The sequence below is a fragment of the Chryseobacterium hagamense genome (assembly GCF_007991455.1).
In the GTDB taxonomy this organism is placed as follows: Bacteria; Bacteroidota; Bacteroidia; order Flavobacteriales; family Weeksellaceae; genus Chryseobacterium; species Chryseobacterium hagamense.
In genome coordinates this window covers 54,300-71,707 of the sequence record NZ_BJYJ01000002.1, presented here as the reverse complement: position 1 = coordinate 71,707, position 17,408 = coordinate 54,300, and the positions used below count along the sequence as shown (strand labels likewise).

Genomic DNA, 17,408 nt, shown 5'->3' with positions numbered 1-17,408 from the left:
CGGCATTTCGCCGGGATTTTTTGTTATCTTTGTGTACTTTAAAAAACAAAAAATAGATTATGGAATTTTACAACATTTTGCTTAATGCGCATAAGGGAATCGGATATCTGGAAATCCTTTTGGTGACCTTGTTTGTGATTGCCCTTTTAACGACGATGTTCGGCTACAGCGGGAAGGTGAATAAGTTTCTGAAAAAGATTACCCTTTTTACGATGATCTTCTTCCATGTGCAGTTTATAGCGGGAATTATTCTACTTATCGTATCGCCAGGCGTTAAAGCCGCATTATCTGCTGGAACTCTGATGAGCGATTCTTACTCAAGATTCCAATATGTAGAACACCCGTTTTCGATGCTGATCGCCGCGGTTCTGATGACGGTCGTTAACAAAAAAGTAAAAACAAACCCTACCATTACCCTGGCGGTAGTGATTATGGGGTTAATCGCCGTAGGTTTATTTGCATTCGCGTTCCCGTGGGCCAGAGTCTTCGGGGCATAAATATATTTTAACAAAACAATTTTTATTTAAATCAATGAAAGTAGCTGTAGTAGGTTCAACAGGAATGGTTGGACAGGTTATGCTTAAAGTTCTCGAGGAGAGAAACTTCCCGATCACCGAACTGATTCCGGTAGCATCCGAAAAATCCGTTGGCAATAAGGTGAAGTATAAACAGGAAGAATTTACGATTGTAAGCATGAAAGACGCTATAGCTGCCAAACCCGATATCGCGATCTTCTCTGCCGGAGGCGGAACTTCCCTGGAATTTGCCCCACTTTTTGCAGAAGCGGGAACCACGGTGATCGACAATTCTTCAGCCTGGAGAATGGATCCCGACAAGAAACTGGTGGTTCCGGAAATCAATGCGGACGTACTGACGAAAGAAGACAAGATCATCGCCAATCCGAACTGTTCCACCATTCAGCTGGTGATGGTATTGGGACCGTTGAATAAAAAATATGATCTTAAAAGGGTGATCGTTTCCACCTACCAGTCCGTTACAGGAACCGGTAAAGCAGCGGTTGACCAATTAAACGGGGAAATCGGCGGCGACGAATCTACCGCAAAAGTATACCCTTACCAGATCTTCAAAAATGCATTGCCGCACTGCGATGTTTTTGCAGACGACGACTACACGAAAGAAGAGATCAAGCTGATGAAGGAACCTAAAAAGATCTTAGGGGACGACACGTTCAATTTAACGGCCACGGCCGTAAGGGTTCCGGTACAGGGAGGCCACTCGGAAAGCGTAAATATTGAATTTGAAAACGAATTCGACCTGGATGAAGTACGGAAAATCCTGGCTGAAACCCCGGGTGTCGTGGTGATGGATAACGTGAAAAACAATGAATATCCGATGCCGCTGTATTCCGAAGGGAAAGATGAGGTTTTCGTCGGCAGGATCCGGCGGGACCTGTCGCAGCCCAAGACCCTGAATCTCTGGATTGTGGCGGACAATCTGCGGAAAGGTGCCGCTACCAATGCGGTACAAATTGCAGAATACCTGGTAGAAAAGAACTTAGTATAAACTAACAAATTTAAAAAGAGTCTCAATATTGAGATTCTTTTTTTTATCAAACCTATGAACGTTCAGCAGAATAAAAATAAAGATAAACTGGCCTTTCAGAAACTGATTGCCGTTTTTGGGGTCATCCTTTTTATCGGAAAAATCGTGGCATGGAAACTGACGAACTCCGATGCCGTTTTCTCGGATGCAATGGAAAGTATCGTGAATGTAGTCAGTGCTTTTATGGGATTATATTCCCTGTATCTGGCCGCAAAGCCCAGGGATGAAGACCACCCGTACGGCCATGGAAAGGTAGAATTTGTAACCTCCGGAATCGAAGGGGCCCTGATTGCCATAGCCGGGATTATGATCATTTATGAAGGTATCAACAGCCTAATTGTCGGGAAAGTCCTGAGCAAGCTTGATCTCGGAATCTGGATCATTGCTGCCACAGCTGTGGTGAATTACCTGCTGGGCTATATTTCCATTAAAAAAGGAAAGGCGGAAAATTCTCTGGTGTTGATCTCGTCAGGAAAGCACCTGCAGTCCGACACCGTAACAACCCTTGGGGTAGTGATCAGTTTGATGGTCGTTTATTTCACTAAAATTTACTGGCTGGATTCGGTGGTTGCCCTTATTTTCGGGCTTTACATCATTTTTGTCGGCTACAGGATTGTCCGGAAGTCTTTGAGCGGGATTATGGACGAACAGGATCCTGAATTGCTCAGCCAGATCATCAAAGTCCTGGAAGAAAACCGCCGCACCGAGTGGATCGATGTCCACAACATGAAAATCCAGCAGTTCGGCGCCAACCTGCATATCGACGCCCACATTACCCTACCCTGGTATTACAGCCTCCGCGATGCCCACAACGAAATGGAGAAGATGATCATCCTCCTGGCTAAAAATACAAACAGAAGTGTCGAGTTCAATTTCCATATGGATGACTGCAAGCCCATTTCCTGTCCGGTCTGCCAGATCGCGGAATGTACGGTCCGTGAAAAAGATTTTGTTAAAAGACTAACCTGGACCCCGGAAAATGTGACCAACGTGGAAAAGCATACGGCGGAATAAAATATTATAGTTGCTAAAAATCTACCTGTAAGTTGCAAAAAATTTTAACTCGTTTTATAATATCCACATTAAATTTCATTAGACTCATGTAACTTTTACTAATAGAAAATCAGTATAATGAAACATCTTAAAAAAATTTAAAATGATATTAAATTATTTATACAAAAATTTTAATAATTTCACATCGTATTGAAAAATTTATTATTTTAGTACAAATTAAAGCGGTATCCGAAAAGCTTGACAAAGAGTAGGAAAATATTTTACAAAATTTATTACATAACTATGAAAAACTTAAAAAAACTTTCCAGAGAAGGATTAAAATCAATTAAGGGTGGTTATACTCCTGAATGTATAAATGCTTGGAACAGTATGACAAAATGCTATAGCTCAAAATCTCAATGTGAGATGGACCCATCCTCTCCTACTACAGATCTTGATGATCCTAATAGTCCTCATTTTTGTATTGTAATTTGTAATAGATATTGCTACTAGTATTATAACATTTTATCTGTCGTCAAATAATTGACGACATTTTTTTTAAAACTTTTTTAAAATGAATTCTAAATACTAATTAGAAATATGATATACCATGTTAGCATATGCAGATAGCATTATACACTTAAAAGCATATGGATAAAAGATAATTTTAGAATATTAAAAAAAATGCTTTTTAATATTCTTTTAATCTATTAATTTGTCTTCTGTAATAAAACATCGGGATAATCAGCAGCAGAATCAAAGGCTGGATCACAAACCGCCGCATGTAAAAGGAAAAGAGGTATCCGACTTCAAGCCGGCTGTAAATGCAATACAGGTAAATCGGGAAGGTCATCAGAAAAATGATTGATATTAGAAGCGCTCCCTGGATGGTCCATTGCCTGTTTCTGAACCAGAAATGAATGATCAGGCAGGAGAAAAAAAGATTTAAGATAAACCGGAAAAGATGGCCGGCAATTAATTTTCCCCATTCAAAATCGGGAAAAGGGATGTTCTTCCGGGCTTCATGGAAGTAATCCAGGAAAGGATCATAAAAGAGATCGCCTTCCAGTACCCTGATACCAATTAATCCCAATATTCCGAGGGCCACTAAAAACCAGCTGAGCAATTTCATCTTTTCAGGGCAAAAAATTTAATCCAGATCAGCCACAGGGCCACTACCGTTCCGTAAATAATCGCCGGAAAAATAAAATCATGTGAAATTTTCCCGTATTGTTTGTAATCGGCCATAACAATATTTAAGCCTGCAATCCGGAGCAGATTCATCACATACAGCAGGATTAACCCGGTAAGTGCAAAAAGAAAAGTCCCGGAACCTTTATAAAAAGCAAAAACAAAGGCCACAAAAAGAATCATGACCGATACGGCATTGCAGCCTTCGACCATGCGCGTTACATATTCCCGCTTTACATAAAACCATACCTGTTCGCCTTTTACATCATCGTACAGTTGCGTAGGGAAGCCGATGGAATTCTGGATACCGCTCACCTGCTCTGCAACCATCCGGGAAAAAGGATCAAGGCCGCTTCCCTGAAAACAGTTCAGAAAGAACTGATAAGCAAAAAGCAGCACCAGGTAAATGATGATGAAACGCAGCAAAATGCCCAAAACCGGTTTGAAATCCTTTAACATACTGCAAAGATAGAAATTAACCGTAAATTACTATCTTTGTTTCACCTATGATTTCCGGATACGCCCAACAATTTTTTGAAAATTATACAAATACATCAGCTTCTGTTTTTTTCGCTTTGGCTCAAAGCGGTTCTGCAAGAGTTAATTTTCTGGCAGCAGCCGGAACTGAAAAATACATCGTTACCTGCAATGATAATATTCAGGAAAACGAAAGCTTCCTGTATTATTCGGATGTCTTTTCACGTTTAAAGCTGAACACTCCGGAAATATTTACCGTTTCCGAAGAACGGAAAATGTACATCCAGGAATTCCTAGGAGAGCAGACACTTTCCGATATTATTACCGGAGAAGGACTTTCTAGCCGTGTAAAATCTTTGGTCCGGCAGACGCTGGAACAATTGTACCGGTTACAGGTTTTAACCCAAAATGAAATAGATTTTACCCGAACTTTTGAATATGAAAGTTATGACGAACTTCCGGTAACCCACGATTTATATTACTTTAAAAATTTTGTGGCGGATGTCCTTGAGCTGGAATACCATAAATCAACCTTACTCAAAGAATTCAAAAGCATTGTCAACGTCATTGAAAGCCTTGAACCGAAAGGGTTGATGATCCGGGATTTCCAGTCCAGGAATATCATGGTGAATGATAAGGATAAGGTTTCTTTCATCGATTACCAGTCGGCAATGAAAGGTCCGCTGATGTATGATGTCATCTCTTTTCTTTTCCAGGCCAAAGCCGGTTTTCCTGAAGACTTTAAAAAGGAAATGGTGGAGTTTTATATTCAACAATTTGAAGATCAGGGAGCCAGGAATCAACTAAAAAATTCGGTAAAGCCGGTTCAGATGATGAGGTTTCTTCAGGTATTGGGAGCCTACGGCTTCAGAGGGCTGATCCAAAGAAAGCCTCATTTTATCGCCAGCCTCGAAAAAGGCATTGAGAATATAACGGCATTTGCAAACACGTGGGATGAGATGAAAAATTATCCCGAACTGGAAAAAGTAATCGGACAGCTACACCTGGAAAAAACGAGGCTAAAAATTGAAGAAATATTAAATAATTGAGTATTACTTATTAATAACTATGCGATTGTCATTCCATAGGAATTTCAACAACGTATTAAAGAACTATCGTGAGAGATTCAAGTTTAGGTTCGTACGGGAATCGCAGATTCGACTTACTTGATAACAGAGAAAATAATTAAAATCAAGCACAAAACCAGACTTGCTTATTAATAATCTAAAAACAAAATAAAATGCTACACATCGATATACACAGTTTCTCCTACAAGAAAGGAGGAATCCCGAAAGACGAAACAGGGAACGGGGGCGGATTTACCTTTGACTGCCGCGGAATCCTGAACCCGGGAAGAGTGGAGGAATATAAAATCCAGACCGGAAATGACATTGGTGTTCAGGAATACCTGGAAACTAAAACGGAGATGCCTAAATTTTTGGAATTGATCAAAAGCCTGGTCTCCATCAATATCGATAATTACCTGGAACGGGGATTTGAAAACCTCCAAATCAATTTCGGGTGTACGGGCGGCCAGCACCGTTCGGTATACTCTGCCATCAGGATCGCTCATTTCATTGAAGAAAAATATGGCAATCAGGTTGAAATCAGCCTGCACCATGATGAGCAGCACCACCTTAATATAAGTAATGAATAATATTTTTATTTCATTACTACGAATGGCTATGCATTTTATTACTTGTTACCCATTACTCCTTACCCACAGACTATGAAAGCCCTTATTTTTGCAGCAGGAAAAGGTACCCGGCTGAAACCTTTTACCGATCATCATCCGAAAGCGCTGGCTAAAGTAAACGACATTCCGCTTCTGGAAAGAAATATCCGCTATTTAAAAAATTTCGGAATAACCGATTTTGTTATTAATATTCATCACTTTGCAAATCAGATTGTTGATTTTTTAAAGCAAAACGATAATTTCGGGTGTAAAATAGAAATCTCAGACGAATCCTCAGAACTGCTGGAAACGGGAGGCGGCTTGATTTTTGCCAGAAAATTCCTTGATCATGGTGAAGATTTCCTGATCATGAATGCCGATATTCTTACCGACATTAACATCACGGATTTTGTAGAATACCATAAAAAGATAAAAGATTTTGCTACATTAGCCGTTTCGGACAGAGAAAGCTCAAGAAAATTACTTTTCAACGATGATCTGGTATTGAGAGGCTGGCTGAATGTACAGACCGGCGAACAGAGGCTGGCCGAATTCAATAAAGGATTTAAGCCTTTGGCTTTCAGCGGCGTTCACTGTATCAATCCGGTGATTTTTGAAAAAATAAAAAGAAAAGGCAAATTTTCTGTCATGGAAGAATATCTGGACCTGATGCAGACCGAACCTATTCACGGTTATCTGCATGACCGCATCCTGATTGATGTCGGAAGACCGGAATCCGTAACAGAGGCCGAAAAACATTTTAAATAATTTGCAATGGGAATGGAAGGAACCCGGGATGAAAGTTTGATAAATCCCGAATTTGATGCTAATGAAACCAGGCTGCATGACAGCCTGAAACAAAAAACCTGGGACGAAACCGTAACGAAGGACAGCTGGATGGTTTTCAAGGTGATGGCAGAATTTGTAGATGGCTATGAAAAGCTTGCGAAGATCGGCCCATGCGTTTCAATATTCGGATCAGCCAGGCTGCAGCCGGAGAGCAAATATTATGAAATGGCCGTAGAAATCGCTGAAAAGATTACCAGAATCGGCTTCGGGATCATTACCGGTGGCGGACCGGGAATTATGGAAGCGGGAAACAAAGGGGCTTTCAATGCCAAAGGAAAATCGATCGGACTGAATATCGACCTGCCCTTTGAGCAGCATTTTAATCCGTACATCAACCGATCCTACTCCATGAACTTTGATTATTTCTTCGTTAGGAAAGTAATGTTTGTAAAATATTCGCAGGGATTTGTCGTAATGCCCGGAGGATTCGGTACCCTGGATGAGCTTACGGAAGCTTTAACCTTAATTCAGACCAATAAAATCGGGAAATTCCCTATCGTATTGGTGGGATCGGAATTCTGGGGCGGCCTGCTGGAGTGGTTCAAGGCAACTTTGCTGAAGGAAAAAATGATACATGAGGAAGACCTGGATCTATATCGTGTGGTAGATACAGCAGATGAGGCAGTAGCCCACATCAAGGCGTTTTACGATAAATATTCCGTCAATGTCAATTTTTAGTTGGCATATTATTTGTGATTAAAATAAGGACCATGAGTGCAAATTTATTTTTTAAGATGAAAAAAATTTTATCTATATCAGGAATATTAACATTTCTTATGTTAATGAGTTTCACGAATGTAGACTTTTTCTCTTCAATGACCAAGGTGGATTATATCGATGGAAGCAAAACATTGAAGTTCACGACAAAAATGAATACAAATCATATTTCCGACGCTATCAAAATCAACCCTAATACGGCAGGATTTGAAGCAGAGGTTAAAAAGTATGTAAACAACAATTTTGATGTGTACGTCAACGGAGTTCCGAAAACCATTACTTTCACAGGAAGCCAGGTAAGCGGAGAAACAGTATGGGTCTATTTTGAAACCGGAAGCGTTTCAGACATCAGTACCTTAAGAATAAAAAATACGATCCTTCTGAGCACTTTTCCCAAGCAGATTAACCTCGTTAACATTGCTTATAAAGGAAGCCAGAAAACAATGAATTTCCAGCGCGGAAAAGAAGTGAATGAAGTATCTTTTTAAAGAACATTTAAATTATTTGAAAACCACTGCAGTTGCGGTGGTTTTGTATTTTTAGGGATGAACTAAAATGATATTTCCCGGATTTATCATTAATATTAAATATCAAGGATAAAACGAAATCTCTATTTTACAAATAGGAAATAAGGCAAAGAGAATCTTGTTAAAATAAATCCTTGAAATTTATTTCTTATTGAAAAGAGATTGTTTCACTGAAATACGGATCATATATTACGCGTAAAAGTGTCATAAACCAAAATTATCAGTACATCTTAAAAAAAAGACTGCCTTATAAAAGCAGTCTTTCAATTTATATTTGATACAATTCGTTATTGAACGGTAATATCATCCAATTGGTAAGTCGTAGTAATACTTGAACTGTTTCCTTCATACTTAAATACAATGAATCCGTTTCCTGTAAGCGATGCAGGAAGACTGTACGTACCGGCAGAGGCTAAAGTGCCATAACCGCTAGTCGGTGCAACAGGAAAACTGAAATTTGATGTAATCTCATTTAGGGTGGCTGTTGTAATGTCTGCACCCGGCGTATAATTTGTTGTAGTATATACCTTAAGTGCGGCACCATTATAAAAGCCTACATTAACTTTAAACGCCAAAGTGTTAGCAGCTGTGAAGTCTACAGGAACCATGAAATAGTTAGTATAAGCGGTATTAGCAGCACCTCCGTTAGCCGATAACTGAATATATTTGTTATTACTGAAGGTTTTTACCTGCCAATATCTGTTTCCAACGAAAGCATAGTTAAGATATTTAGGGAAAAGAGCATTATCATTGGCATAGCTTTCAAAATTTTCAGTAAACGAGCCGGAATAAGTGATCGCAGTACCTCCAATAATACCTTCAGCAAATCTTGTATTTTTAAAGTTAATATCGTTAATTCCTCTGATGGCTCCCTGATAAGTTGCATTATAACGGGTTAATACAAAAGTAATATCTCCGCTGGCATTTGGAATCTGGTAAGCAGCAGGCTTGAAGAAGGCATCGGTTCTGATAATTGTAGTTCCTCCGTTAGCATCAACCAAGTTTCTGCTTGTATCAACATTATTTCCGGAAATATCCACATCCACCAATGGTTTTCCGATTTCAGTTTTTGTAAACTGAACATTTTTCACGGTAACCAAAGTATTAATCCAGTTGCTGTTGCTATTACCGATATCGGAAAGTTTTATTTCTCTTGGTACAATTTTAACGATTTCCAGCCCGGATCCGTTACATACTCCTGACACATATCTTCCGATAATAGATTCCGGAATTCTGCCAATGGAATAATTAGGATCTTCAACTCCCAGCGTAATGGCTCCGGAAGATTTACCGATCAACATTCCGTTGGCCTTGATTCTGATATGAGCACCTACAGGATAGTCTGTATAATTCATGGACTTGTTGATTCCTATGGTCAACCCAACCGTTGGATTTTCCGGCTTATCCTGAAAAGTAATCGTTTTATAAAAGTTTCCATTTTCATCTGATGATACTACGTAGCCATCAAAAATTACGGCAGGATGCGTTGCATCTTCCACGGGAATTTTATAAACTGTGCCTGTATAAGTAGTTGCAGAAGTAGCTGGTGCTAATGACACCACCTCAGCCATAGTCTTGGTAGGCGCTGCAAACTTATTATTACACACAATCTCCGGTGCATCCCATTTGTCTTCATGGATACAAGAAATCTGGGCAGCTCCCAATACCGCTGCACCCAAACTGATTTTTAAGAAATTCTTTATATTCATTTTTTTATATTTCTGAGTTATTTTTAGAATCTGACCTGTAAATTAATAAAATAAGAACGACCCTGGTTGTACCAGTATTTCGGAGCAAAATTAGGATACTTGCTGTTGTAGTCGTTTTCAAAATCCACATTTCCGTTTGAACTGCGGATCTGTTCAAAACCGCCTGTAATGTATCTTGTATTATCAAGGATATTATTTACGGAAGCGGAAACCAGAACGTAGTATTTACCAAGCATCCAGGATTTTCCTGCATTTGCATTTAAGAAAAATGCGGAAGGAAGCTGTACCTGTCTCATATAACGGTCTACTTTCTCGTCGTTAAGGTTGACGAAAGGGGTATTGCTGTTATTGTTCTGGATAAATTCATTGGTTCTGAGGATCGCGGAAGGATCAAGGTTGTTATCATCCATATAATTCCAGCTTCCGCCAAACCACCAGTATTTCGGAGAATTATATCTGAATCCTGCGGAGAATGCTTTTTGAGCAGTTCCACCCACCTTGAAATCTTTGATGTAGGCCGTACCCAAATTGGCAAACGGAGCCGCCATTACGTCGGAAGAGATATATACATTCGGGTTGTTTGTATATTTATAATCTCCCCAGCTGGCAACTCCCTGTAAAGATAAGGTAGGCAATACTTTAACATCCACACCCAATTCAGCTCCCATATTCCGTTTGCTTACGTTGGACATCGTTTGAGTAACAAATGCACTGGCCGTTTTGTCTTCAGATCCTCCGGTATCGGTATTGTCGACACTAATCGTCAGTCCGTCTGCAAAGAATCGCTGAACATTGGTGTCATTCTGCGTGTTCACGATATAGGCTGTGGCTCGTAATTTTAGGAAAGGCGTAGACATTACATAGCTGATATCGTTTGCGCTTATTACCGCACTTTTAATGTTCGGAACCGAATAGTTATTCAGCCTTGCATTAACGAAGATATCATCCAGGAAAGGGGCCTGTGAAAAATAGGCGCCGTTGTAAACAAAGAAATTTCTTCCGTTCAGCCTGTAAATTACCTGGCCTTTAAGACCATAATTCCAGTAGTTGAAATCTTTGCTCTCTCCTAAAGAATTGTTTTGGTACAGGTAGTTCTGGAATAGCCCTTCCCTGTTGGAAGTGGAATATCCTGCCATAGCACTGGCAAAAACATCAAACTGCCCGATAGACAGCTTTAGTCCTGGATTGATCTTTACCTCCTGTCTTCTCAGGATGTAGTTGTAGTTTATTTTGTCTCCCTCATGCTTTTGGGTCTCTGTATCAGCAATGTTATACAGACCTGACGATCCCCTTCTGTTGGAATCTGCAAAAGGATCAACATTCAGGGCGTATTGCGCTCCCAATAAATCGTTGATCTCTCTATAGTATTCAGACTTAAAGTTCTGATAAGAAACATTTAATAAAAATCTTGTCTGATCATTGAAGTTATAAGTATAATGGGTAGCTGCATTGAACACTTTATCATCGCTTACATCGTTGACAAGGAAATATTTGGCACTACCGTTGGCACTGTTCCGGTTGGCTGCATACAGATTATTCCAGTTAAGCTGAGTAACATCCGTATTGTTACTGGTCCAGTCCTGAAGTGCCTGATCGTATCCTTCTTTTAACTGTGTATAAAGTGAAGGGTCCGTATTATTATGATAGGCATTATAGGTAATGCTGTTCATGTAATAGCTTGGCAATTTCTTATAATAAGTCGGAGACGGGTTTTGTGCGTTCTGCCAGTCCAGTCTTGATCCTTTATCCTTTCCGAACTGATAAGAAACGGAAGTCCATAAATTCGATTTTTTATTGATTTTCCAGAAATCCTGTAACTGGAAAATCGGCTGAAAGCCTTTTCTTACCCTTTCATTTCTTTTTTCGCCATTCTGCCATCCCCAGTAAGAATTGTAATGCACCCCTCTGTAATCGTATACTTCCTGCGTATTCGGGCTGGAGGTAGATCTTCTGAAAGGTGAAGCAAAGGCGTTGAAAGTAATCGTGTGATTATCATTAAATCTCTTTTCTACTCCTAAATAAGTACCATAAGCATCATAAAATGTACCTTCCTGGATCCCTTCTTCCGCCCATCTTTTAGCTCCCATCACGGTAAATGCCCAGCCTTTTTTACTCATACCCGAAGTATATCTCAAAGAAACCCTCTGGCGGTAATTCCTGTTGGTAATAGAATAAGTCGCCTGAAATCCTTTTCTGTATTCGCTGGCTTTCGTATTCTTATAAATAATCCCGCTTGCTCCGCCAAATGCATATTCTGACGGGGAATGATTGGTAGAGATTTCCGGATATCTTACGATTTCATTAAGCCCTCCCCAATTGGAAAAGTCTACATTTCCGTTGTCTGATTTTACCATCGACACCCCATTCAGCATATTTTCGGAAGTTCTGCCGTCAATTCCTCGCGGACGGAACCAATAAAACCCCAGGTCGAAAGCCGCAATTCTGTTGAAAATATCCTGGGATGACTGTAGTAAGCCTACCGTAGAAGCCTGGCCGCTGCTGCTGTCTTCACCATCGCTGCCGCTGTTATCAATAATAGCTAAGCCCTGGTCCGCGCTGGTAAGTGCAGAATATAGGGTAACGGTCCCTAAATCCTTTCTTTTCTCATTGTCCATCACATCAAACTCCATTACTTTGGTTTCGTAATTCGGTTTTGTAATCACAATTTGGTAATGCCCCGGCTTCAGGTCTACAAACTGGAAGTATCCGATTTTGTCAGCCGTTACATCATTGTCATTCCCTTTCAGATCTACTTCTGCCCTTTCAACGGGCTTTCCTTCAGCATCTTTCAGATAAGCAGAGACCGTAGTCTGTGCAAAATAATAAGATGCCGGAAGCAAAGTAAATAAAGAGACTAATGATAGTTTTTTAATCATGAGTATATTTATTTTTTAAATACTTTTCGCGTTAATTCTCAACAGTTTAAAAGTTGGGGCGACAAATTTAGTCAAAATTTAGAATTTACAACCTTTTTAACGTTATTTTTTCTTAACATTGCAAACTTTTAAGAATGATTATAGATAAAAAACAGGAATACCATATTTTAAATTTACAAATATTTAAAATGGGGTGAATTAAAAAAAAGTAAATTTGCAGATTAAATAATATTAATACAACTCTAAGAGAATGAAGAAATTTTTGAGTTTTTTTGCCATCATTTTGTCAGTCATGGCATTTTCACAACAGCAGGGAAAACTGAGGAAAGTAGCCACCGTTGGTTTTTTGAATGTAGAAAACCTATGGGACACCATTCGCTCGGCAGATTATATCGACGGGACCAAAGACATCAGGAATCCGGCTTTCCACAGAAGCATCCCGGTAGATTCGGTGAAATTTCTGGAAGCAGAAAAATACGACGGCCCGTGGAGCGACGGTGCCCTGAACGGCAAGAAAGTGGTCCGTTACCAGAGCGGTGCCGATGAATTCACCCCGAAAAGCGCAAAGAATTACAATTCCAAAATTTATAAAGCAAAATTAGCCAACGAAGCCAAAGTAATTTCCGAATTAGGCGCTCAGTATACCAAAACGGCACCGGCAGTGGTAGGCCTTATCGAAGTTGAAAACCGGCAGGTGATCCAGGATCTGATTAATGAGCCGGCCTTAAAAAAATACGATTACGGAATTATTCACTACAATTCCTACGATTACAGGGGAATTGATGTGGCTTTAATTTATCAGAAGAGAAGATTTACCCCTACCAACTCCCTTAAAAAGGAACTGAAAGTTTTCGGTGATGACGGCCGGAGAGAATATACCCGGGATATCCTGGTGGTAACGGGGTTTCTGGATAATGAGAAAGTGGCTTTCTTTATGAACCACTGGCCCTCCAGAAGAGGAGGCGAAGCGATTTCCTTACCTAAAAGAAATGCAGCTGCCGCTTTACTGAAACAGCAGATGGACAGCGTGAGAGCAGCCGACCCGTCCACCAAGTTATTTGCTATGGGCGACTTTAACGATGATCCGGTAAGCTCAAGCTTAAAAAACTATCTTAAGGCCCAGCCAAGTCCGAAAGATCTCAGCGACGCCAATCCTTATTTAAACCTGATGTATCCTTTATACAAAAAAGGGGTTGCTTCACTGGCTTATCAGGATGCACCGAACCTGTTCGACCAGATTATCGTTTCCAAAAATTTAATCTCCGATCAGGTAACGAAAGACTATTCCGTCTATAAAGCCGAAATCTTTGCACCGGCCTATCTGGTAAATAAAGAAGGGAATTATAAAGGCTACCCTTTCCGGTCCTGGAACGGCGATCAGTTTACAGGAGGATACAGCGACCACTTTCCGGCGTTTGTCGTTCTCCAGAAAGAACCCTAAAAATTTAAGGCACTCATTTTGAGTGTCTTTTTTTATAATGTACGGATATGAAAAATGCAATCGTCCTCTTACTAGTTTCCTTTCTAACGCTTAACTGTTCAGCGCAGTCAGCGTCTTCAAATGATAAGGAAAAGAATGAAATGAAACCTGCCAAAAATGACGACGGAGAATGGGATCTTACGGTGATCGATACGCGGTTTGACTATTTCCTGAATGCCGTCGCCAGGCCGCTCAGCCAGTATACCGAATCATACCTTAAGAACAGGAATACCCAGCTCGTCGCAGAATGGAACTCGTACTATTCTTCCGGACGGTACCGGAATGTGATCGAATCCTCCATAGATTATGACCCCAAAGAAAAATACGGATTAAAGTTTGAATATAAACTCTATCAGGTTTTCGCCTATGTAAACTGGCGGTATGGCTTGAGGATGAACGGGCTGTCGGGAAGTGATACGGCCAGGTTTTAAATATAATAAAAAAGGTTCAGCGCAATGCCGAACCTTTCTTATTTTATAAACCGTAATGAACTATTTGTTAAATAATTCCTCTACTTTATCCCAGTTTACCACTTCGAAGAATGCGGTTACATAGTCAGGTCTTCTGTTTTGGTAGTTCAGGTAGTAAGCATGTTCCCAAACATCTAGTCCTAAAACCGGAGTACCTTTTACGTCAGCTACCGGCATCAATGGATTATCCTGATTTGGCGTGGAAGTTACGGCAACGGAACCGTCTGAATTTTTTACCAGCCAGGCCCATCCTGAACCGAATCTGGTCTTAGCCGCATCGGAGAAATCAGTTTTGAATTTGTCAAAACCTCCGTACGTTTCAATAGCCGCTTTTACATTTCCTACCGGCTCCTTGCTTCCGCCCGGCGTCAGGATTTCCCAGAACAGGGTATGGTTGAAGTGTCCTCCTCCATTGTTTCTTACCGCCGGCTTATCCGTTCCGGTCTGGCAAACTTCTTCTATTGTTTTTCCCTCAAGGTCTGTTCCTTTAATGGCATTGTTTAAATTGTCAACGTAAGCCTGGTGATGTTTTGTATGGTGGATTTCCATTGTTTTTGCATCGATAGTAGGCTCTAATGCATCATAAGCATATCCTAGTTGTGGTAATTCAAATGACATAATTATATTTTTTAATGTTATTACTCAAATTTAGTCATAATTTGATCCATAGTCAAAAAATGCAGATTACTTTAATAAATCTTTAACATTGATTTTCTGATTCGGAATGCGTTGGTTTTTAGAATATATAAAACCGACTGTTAATTTCATTTTATTGCATATCTATTTTTGCCGGAGACCTACATAAAAAAACACGAATCAGAAGATCCGTGTTTTTTATATGAAAAATTAAATTCAATTATTTATTTATTCATCGACATCAGGAATTCTTCGTTGTTACGGGTTCCTCTGATGTTCTTGCTTACAAACTCCATCGCTTCCACAGGATTCATTTCGGAAAGGTATTTTCTGAGGATCCACATTCTCTGCGAAGTTACTTCATCCAGAAGAAGGTCGTCTCTACGTGTACTGGATGCAACCAGGTCAATCGCAGGATAAATTCTTCTGTTGGCAATTTTCCGGTCAAGCTGAAGCTCCATGTTTCCGGTACCTTTAAATTCTTCAAAGATCACTTCATCCATTTTGGATCCGGTGTCAATAAGTGCCGTTGCGATAATCGTTAAAGACCCGCCGCCTTCAATCTTTCTTGCGGCTCCGAAGAACCTTTTCGGCTTATGAAGGGCGTTGGCATCCACCCCACCCGACAATACTTTACCGGAAGCCGGAGTTACGGTGTTATAGGCTCTTGCCAATCGGGTAATCGAGTCTAGTAAAATCACGACATCATGTCCGCATTCCACCATTCTCTGCGCTTTAGCCAAAACAAGGTTGGCTACTTTCACATGTTTTTCAGCGGCTTCATCAAAAGTAGAAGCAATCACTTCTGCATTGACGCTTCTTTCCATATCGGTAACCTCTTCCGGACGTTCGTCGATCAGAAGAACCATCATATACACTTCCGGATGATTGGAAGCAATAGAATTGGCGATATCTTTCAGCAGCATGGTCTTACCGGTTTTCGGCTGTGCCACGATCATCGCACGCTGCCCTTTTCCGATAGGCGCGATCAGATCGACGATCCTGGTAGACATGGTGGAATTGTTTCCGGTAAGATTGAATTTTTCTTCCGGGAAAAGCGGGGTAAGATATTCAAAAGCAACCCGGTCTTTGATAAAGGCAAGGTCTCTGCCGTTAACTTCCGTAGGCTTCAGCAATGAAAAATATTTCTCGCCTTCTTTCGGAAGCCTTACGATTCCCCGTACGGTATCTCCCGTTTTCAGGCTGTAGTTCCTGATCTGGGCAGTAGAAACATAAACGTCATCAGGAGAAGAAATATAGCTGAAATCCGATGAACGCAAAAATCCGTAATTATCCGGCAAGATTTCCAAAACCCCCTCAATGCTTACCATTCCGTCGAAACTGAATTCTTTTTTCTGTTCCTGCTGATGGTGTTGATGCTGATTCTGGTTCTGATGCTGATCGTCATTCCTTTCCGCGTGCTGCTGTTGCTGTCTTTGCTGATTGGAATTCTGATGCTGGTTGGGATTCTGATTTTGCTGTTGATCATCGTTTCGTTCAGCATGCTGCTGTTGCTGTCTGTGCTGATTCGGATTTTGATTCTGTTGATTCGGATTCTGGTTCCGGTTCTGGTTTCCGTTGTTGTGTTGCGGATTGTTATGCGGTGTTCTCTGGGAACGTGCCTGAACCTGAGGCTGGTTGGTATTCTGCTTTTCTTCTGCAGGAGCAGATTCCTGGGTTTCCGAAGTATCGGAAGCTTCCGGTTTTTCCTGAAGCACTTCTGTATTGCCTGTATTGGCCGGGGAAACCCTCTTTCTTTTTTTCTTGGTTGCTGCCGCCTGGTCTTCTGCAGGAACTGCAGGTTCGGTTGTGATTTCCTGTGGCTCGGCGGCTTGTTTCAGTTGTTCTTCGGCAGCAGGTTTTACTTCTTCCGCTTTTTCTTCCGTTGCAGCCTGAGGCTCGGCTTCTTTTTTAGGTTCTGCTTTTGCCTTCGCTGCCGTCTTTCTCGGGGCAGCCTTTTTAGCAGGGGCTTTGGCAGGCTTTTCTGCCGGTTTTTCTTCAGTAGTTACACTGGCTTCAGTGGCGTTGAAATATTCTTTTGCCACTTTGGGATTTGATGCCTGAAAGTCAAGAATAGCAAAGATTTTGTCATTTTCAGTGCTGTTTCTTGCCACTTTAACGCCCAAATCCTTTAAGATTTTAGTCAGTTCCGTTACGGATTTTGACCTTAACGTTTCGATGTTAAACATATTTATGTAAAAAAATGTAATTAATTGTGAGTAAGAAAAGTAAGTCGGGTGACTTT

At 40.6% G+C, this 17,408-nt stretch carries 17 protein-coding genes; 11 read left to right on the top strand and 6 right to left on the bottom strand.

Features of this window, described 5'->3' with window-relative positions; all coding sequences use genetic code 11:
* Positions 1-59: 59 nt before the first annotated feature.
* From CHA01nite_RS03260 to CHA01nite_RS21115, 4 genes are all read left to right on the top strand, one after another.
* Positions 60-497, top strand: coding sequence for a hypothetical protein (locus tag CHA01nite_RS03260; protein WP_146939796.1), 438 nt, complete (start codon positions 60-62; stop codon positions 495-497).
* Positions 498-531: 34 nt separating this feature from the next.
* Positions 532-1,524, top strand: coding sequence for an aspartate-semialdehyde dehydrogenase (locus tag CHA01nite_RS03255; protein WP_146939795.1), 993 nt, complete (start codon positions 532-534; stop codon positions 1,522-1,524).
* A 54-nt stretch (positions 1,525-1,578) separates the two neighbouring features.
* Entirely contained in the window at positions 1,579-2,577 is a 999-nt protein-coding gene (locus CHA01nite_RS03250; RefSeq protein ID WP_146939794.1) for a cation diffusion facilitator family transporter, read from the top strand.
* Positions 2,578-2,859: 282 nt separating this feature from the next.
* Positions 2,860-3,069 carry a bacteriocin-like protein gene (locus tag CHA01nite_RS21115; RefSeq protein ID WP_444979413.1) on the top strand — a complete coding sequence of 70 codons (210 nt, stop codon included), beginning with the start codon at positions 2,860-2,862 and terminating at the stop codon, positions 3,067-3,069.
* Between the two features lie 178 nt (positions 3,070-3,247).
* Here CHA01nite_RS21115 and CHA01nite_RS03245 read toward each other — a convergent pair whose 3' ends face one another.
* Positions 3,248-3,688, bottom strand: coding sequence for an exosortase F system-associated membrane protein (locus CHA01nite_RS03245; protein ID WP_146939793.1), 441 nt, complete (start codon positions 3,686-3,688; stop codon positions 3,248-3,250).
* The gene (xrtF, locus tag CHA01nite_RS03240) at positions 3,685-4,206 is read right to left on the bottom strand and encodes an exosortase family protein XrtF (RefSeq protein WP_146939792.1); all 522 of its coding nucleotides are present in this window, start codon (positions 4,204-4,206) and stop codon (positions 3,685-3,687) included. Before xrtF ends, CHA01nite_RS03245 begins: the two co-directional genes overlap by 4 nt.
* Positions 4,207-4,253: 47 nt before the next feature.
* On the opposite strand from xrtF, the gene CHA01nite_RS03235 reads away from it, so the two are divergent.
* The 5 genes from CHA01nite_RS03235 (at position 4,254) to CHA01nite_RS03215 (ending at position 7,953) form a co-directional block, all read left to right on the top strand.
* Positions 4,254-5,273, top strand: coding sequence for an aminoglycoside phosphotransferase family protein (locus CHA01nite_RS03235; protein WP_146939791.1), 1,020 nt, complete (start codon positions 4,254-4,256; stop codon positions 5,271-5,273).
* Between the two features lie 191 nt (positions 5,274-5,464).
* A complete protein-coding gene (locus CHA01nite_RS03230; RefSeq protein ID WP_146939790.1) occupies positions 5,465-5,881 on the top strand; it encodes a RapZ C-terminal domain-containing protein in 417 nt (138 codons plus the stop codon).
* Positions 5,882-5,953: 72 nt separating this feature from the next.
* Positions 5,954-6,667, top strand: a complete 714-nt coding sequence (locus CHA01nite_RS03225) for a nucleotidyltransferase family protein (RefSeq protein ID WP_146939789.1) — start codon at positions 5,954-5,956, stop codon at positions 6,665-6,667.
* A gap of 6 nt (positions 6,668-6,673) precedes the next feature.
* Positions 6,674-7,426 (top strand): LOG family protein, encoded by a 753-nt coding sequence (locus CHA01nite_RS03220; RefSeq protein WP_373869015.1) that lies wholly within the window; start codon positions 6,674-6,676, stop codon positions 7,424-7,426.
* 104 nt (positions 7,427-7,530) lie between these two features.
* The gene (locus CHA01nite_RS03215; protein ID WP_228458326.1) at positions 7,531-7,953 is read left to right on the top strand and encodes a DUF6702 family protein; all 423 of its coding nucleotides are present in this window, start codon (positions 7,531-7,533) and stop codon (positions 7,951-7,953) included.
* 326 nt (positions 7,954-8,279) lie between these two features.
* On the opposite strand, the gene CHA01nite_RS03210 is transcribed toward CHA01nite_RS03215, so the two are convergent.
* Entirely contained in the window at positions 8,280-9,701 is a 1,422-nt protein-coding gene (locus CHA01nite_RS03210) for a M949_1556 family lipoprotein (protein ID WP_146939787.1), read from the bottom strand.
* Positions 9,702-9,724: 23 nt separating this feature from the next.
* A complete protein-coding gene (locus CHA01nite_RS03205) occupies positions 9,725-12,577 on the bottom strand; it encodes a carboxypeptidase-like regulatory domain-containing protein (protein ID WP_146939786.1) in 2,853 nt (950 codons plus the stop codon).
* A gap of 250 nt (positions 12,578-12,827) precedes the next feature.
* Between CHA01nite_RS03205 and CHA01nite_RS03200 the strand changes: the two genes are divergently transcribed.
* Both CHA01nite_RS03200 and CHA01nite_RS03195 read left to right on the top strand, forming a co-directional pair.
* Positions 12,828-14,018 carry an endonuclease/exonuclease/phosphatase family protein gene (locus tag CHA01nite_RS03200; protein ID WP_146939785.1) on the top strand — a complete coding sequence of 397 codons (1,191 nt, stop codon included), beginning with the start codon at positions 12,828-12,830 and terminating at the stop codon, positions 14,016-14,018.
* Positions 14,019-14,065: 47 nt separating this feature from the next.
* Positions 14,066-14,488 carry a DUF6146 family protein gene (locus tag CHA01nite_RS03195; protein WP_146939784.1) on the top strand — a complete coding sequence of 141 codons (423 nt, stop codon included), beginning with the start codon at positions 14,066-14,068 and terminating at the stop codon, positions 14,486-14,488.
* A gap of 60 nt (positions 14,489-14,548) precedes the next feature.
* Here CHA01nite_RS03195 and CHA01nite_RS03190 read toward each other — a convergent pair whose 3' ends face one another.
* Positions 14,549-15,145, bottom strand: a complete 597-nt coding sequence (locus CHA01nite_RS03190) for a superoxide dismutase (RefSeq protein WP_146939783.1) — start codon at positions 15,143-15,145, stop codon at positions 14,549-14,551.
* Positions 15,146-15,387: 242 nt separating this feature from the next.
* On the bottom strand, positions 15,388-17,352 hold the full coding sequence (gene rho, locus CHA01nite_RS03185; RefSeq protein WP_146939782.1) for a transcription termination factor Rho: 1,965 nt from the start codon (positions 17,350-17,352) through the stop codon (positions 15,388-15,390).
* Between the last annotated feature and the right edge of the window lie 56 nt (positions 17,353-17,408).

What these genes read in the sequence shown, in the direction of transcription:
- CHA01nite_RS03255 (WP_146939795.1), top strand. Translation starts at nt 532, where the DNA reads ATGAAAGTAGCTGTAGTAGGTTCAACAGGAATGGTTGGACAGGTTATG.
- CHA01nite_RS03235 (WP_146939791.1), top strand. Translation starts at nt 4,254, where the DNA reads ATGATTTCCGGATACGCCCAACAATTTTTTGAAAATTATACAAATACA.
- CHA01nite_RS03250 (WP_146939794.1), top strand. Translation starts at nt 1,579, where the DNA reads ATGAACGTTCAGCAGAATAAAAATAAAGATAAACTGGCCTTTCAGAAA.
- CHA01nite_RS03195 (WP_146939784.1), top strand. Translation starts at nt 14,066, where the DNA reads ATGAAAAATGCAATCGTCCTCTTACTAGTTTCCTTTCTAACGCTTAAC.
- CHA01nite_RS21115 (WP_444979413.1), top strand. Translation starts at nt 2,860, where the DNA reads ATGAAAAACTTAAAAAAACTTTCCAGAGAAGGATTAAAATCAATTAAG.
- CHA01nite_RS03215 (WP_228458326.1), top strand. Translation starts at nt 7,531, where the DNA reads ATGAGTTTCACGAATGTAGACTTTTTCTCTTCAATGACCAAGGTGGAT.
- xrtF (WP_146939792.1), bottom strand. Translation starts at nt 4,206, where the DNA reads ATGTTAAAGGATTTCAAACCGGTTTTGGGCATTTTGCTGCGTTTCATC.
- CHA01nite_RS03220 (WP_373869015.1), top strand. Translation starts at nt 6,674, where the DNA reads ATGGGAATGGAAGGAACCCGGGATGAAAGTTTGATAAATCCCGAATTT.
- CHA01nite_RS03200 (WP_146939785.1), top strand. Translation starts at nt 12,828, where the DNA reads ATGAAGAAATTTTTGAGTTTTTTTGCCATCATTTTGTCAGTCATGGCA.
- CHA01nite_RS03190 (WP_146939783.1), bottom strand. Translation starts at nt 15,145, where the DNA reads ATGTCATTTGAATTACCACAACTAGGATATGCTTATGATGCATTAGAG.
- CHA01nite_RS03210 (WP_146939787.1), bottom strand. Translation starts at nt 9,701, where the DNA reads ATGAATATAAAGAATTTCTTAAAAATCAGTTTGGGTGCAGCGGTATTG.
- rho (WP_146939782.1), bottom strand. Translation starts at nt 17,352, where the DNA reads ATGTTTAACATCGAAACGTTAAGGTCAAAATCCGTAACGGAACTGACT.
- CHA01nite_RS03205 (WP_146939786.1), bottom strand. Translation starts at nt 12,577, where the DNA reads ATGATTAAAAAACTATCATTAGTCTCTTTATTTACTTTGCTTCCGGCA.
- CHA01nite_RS03225 (WP_146939789.1), top strand. Translation starts at nt 5,954, where the DNA reads ATGAAAGCCCTTATTTTTGCAGCAGGAAAAGGTACCCGGCTGAAACCT.
- CHA01nite_RS03230 (WP_146939790.1), top strand. Translation starts at nt 5,465, where the DNA reads ATGCTACACATCGATATACACAGTTTCTCCTACAAGAAAGGAGGAATC.
- CHA01nite_RS03245 (WP_146939793.1), bottom strand. Translation starts at nt 3,688, where the DNA reads ATGAAATTGCTCAGCTGGTTTTTAGTGGCCCTCGGAATATTGGGATTA.
- CHA01nite_RS03260 (WP_146939796.1), top strand. Translation starts at nt 60, where the DNA reads ATGGAATTTTACAACATTTTGCTTAATGCGCATAAGGGAATCGGATAT.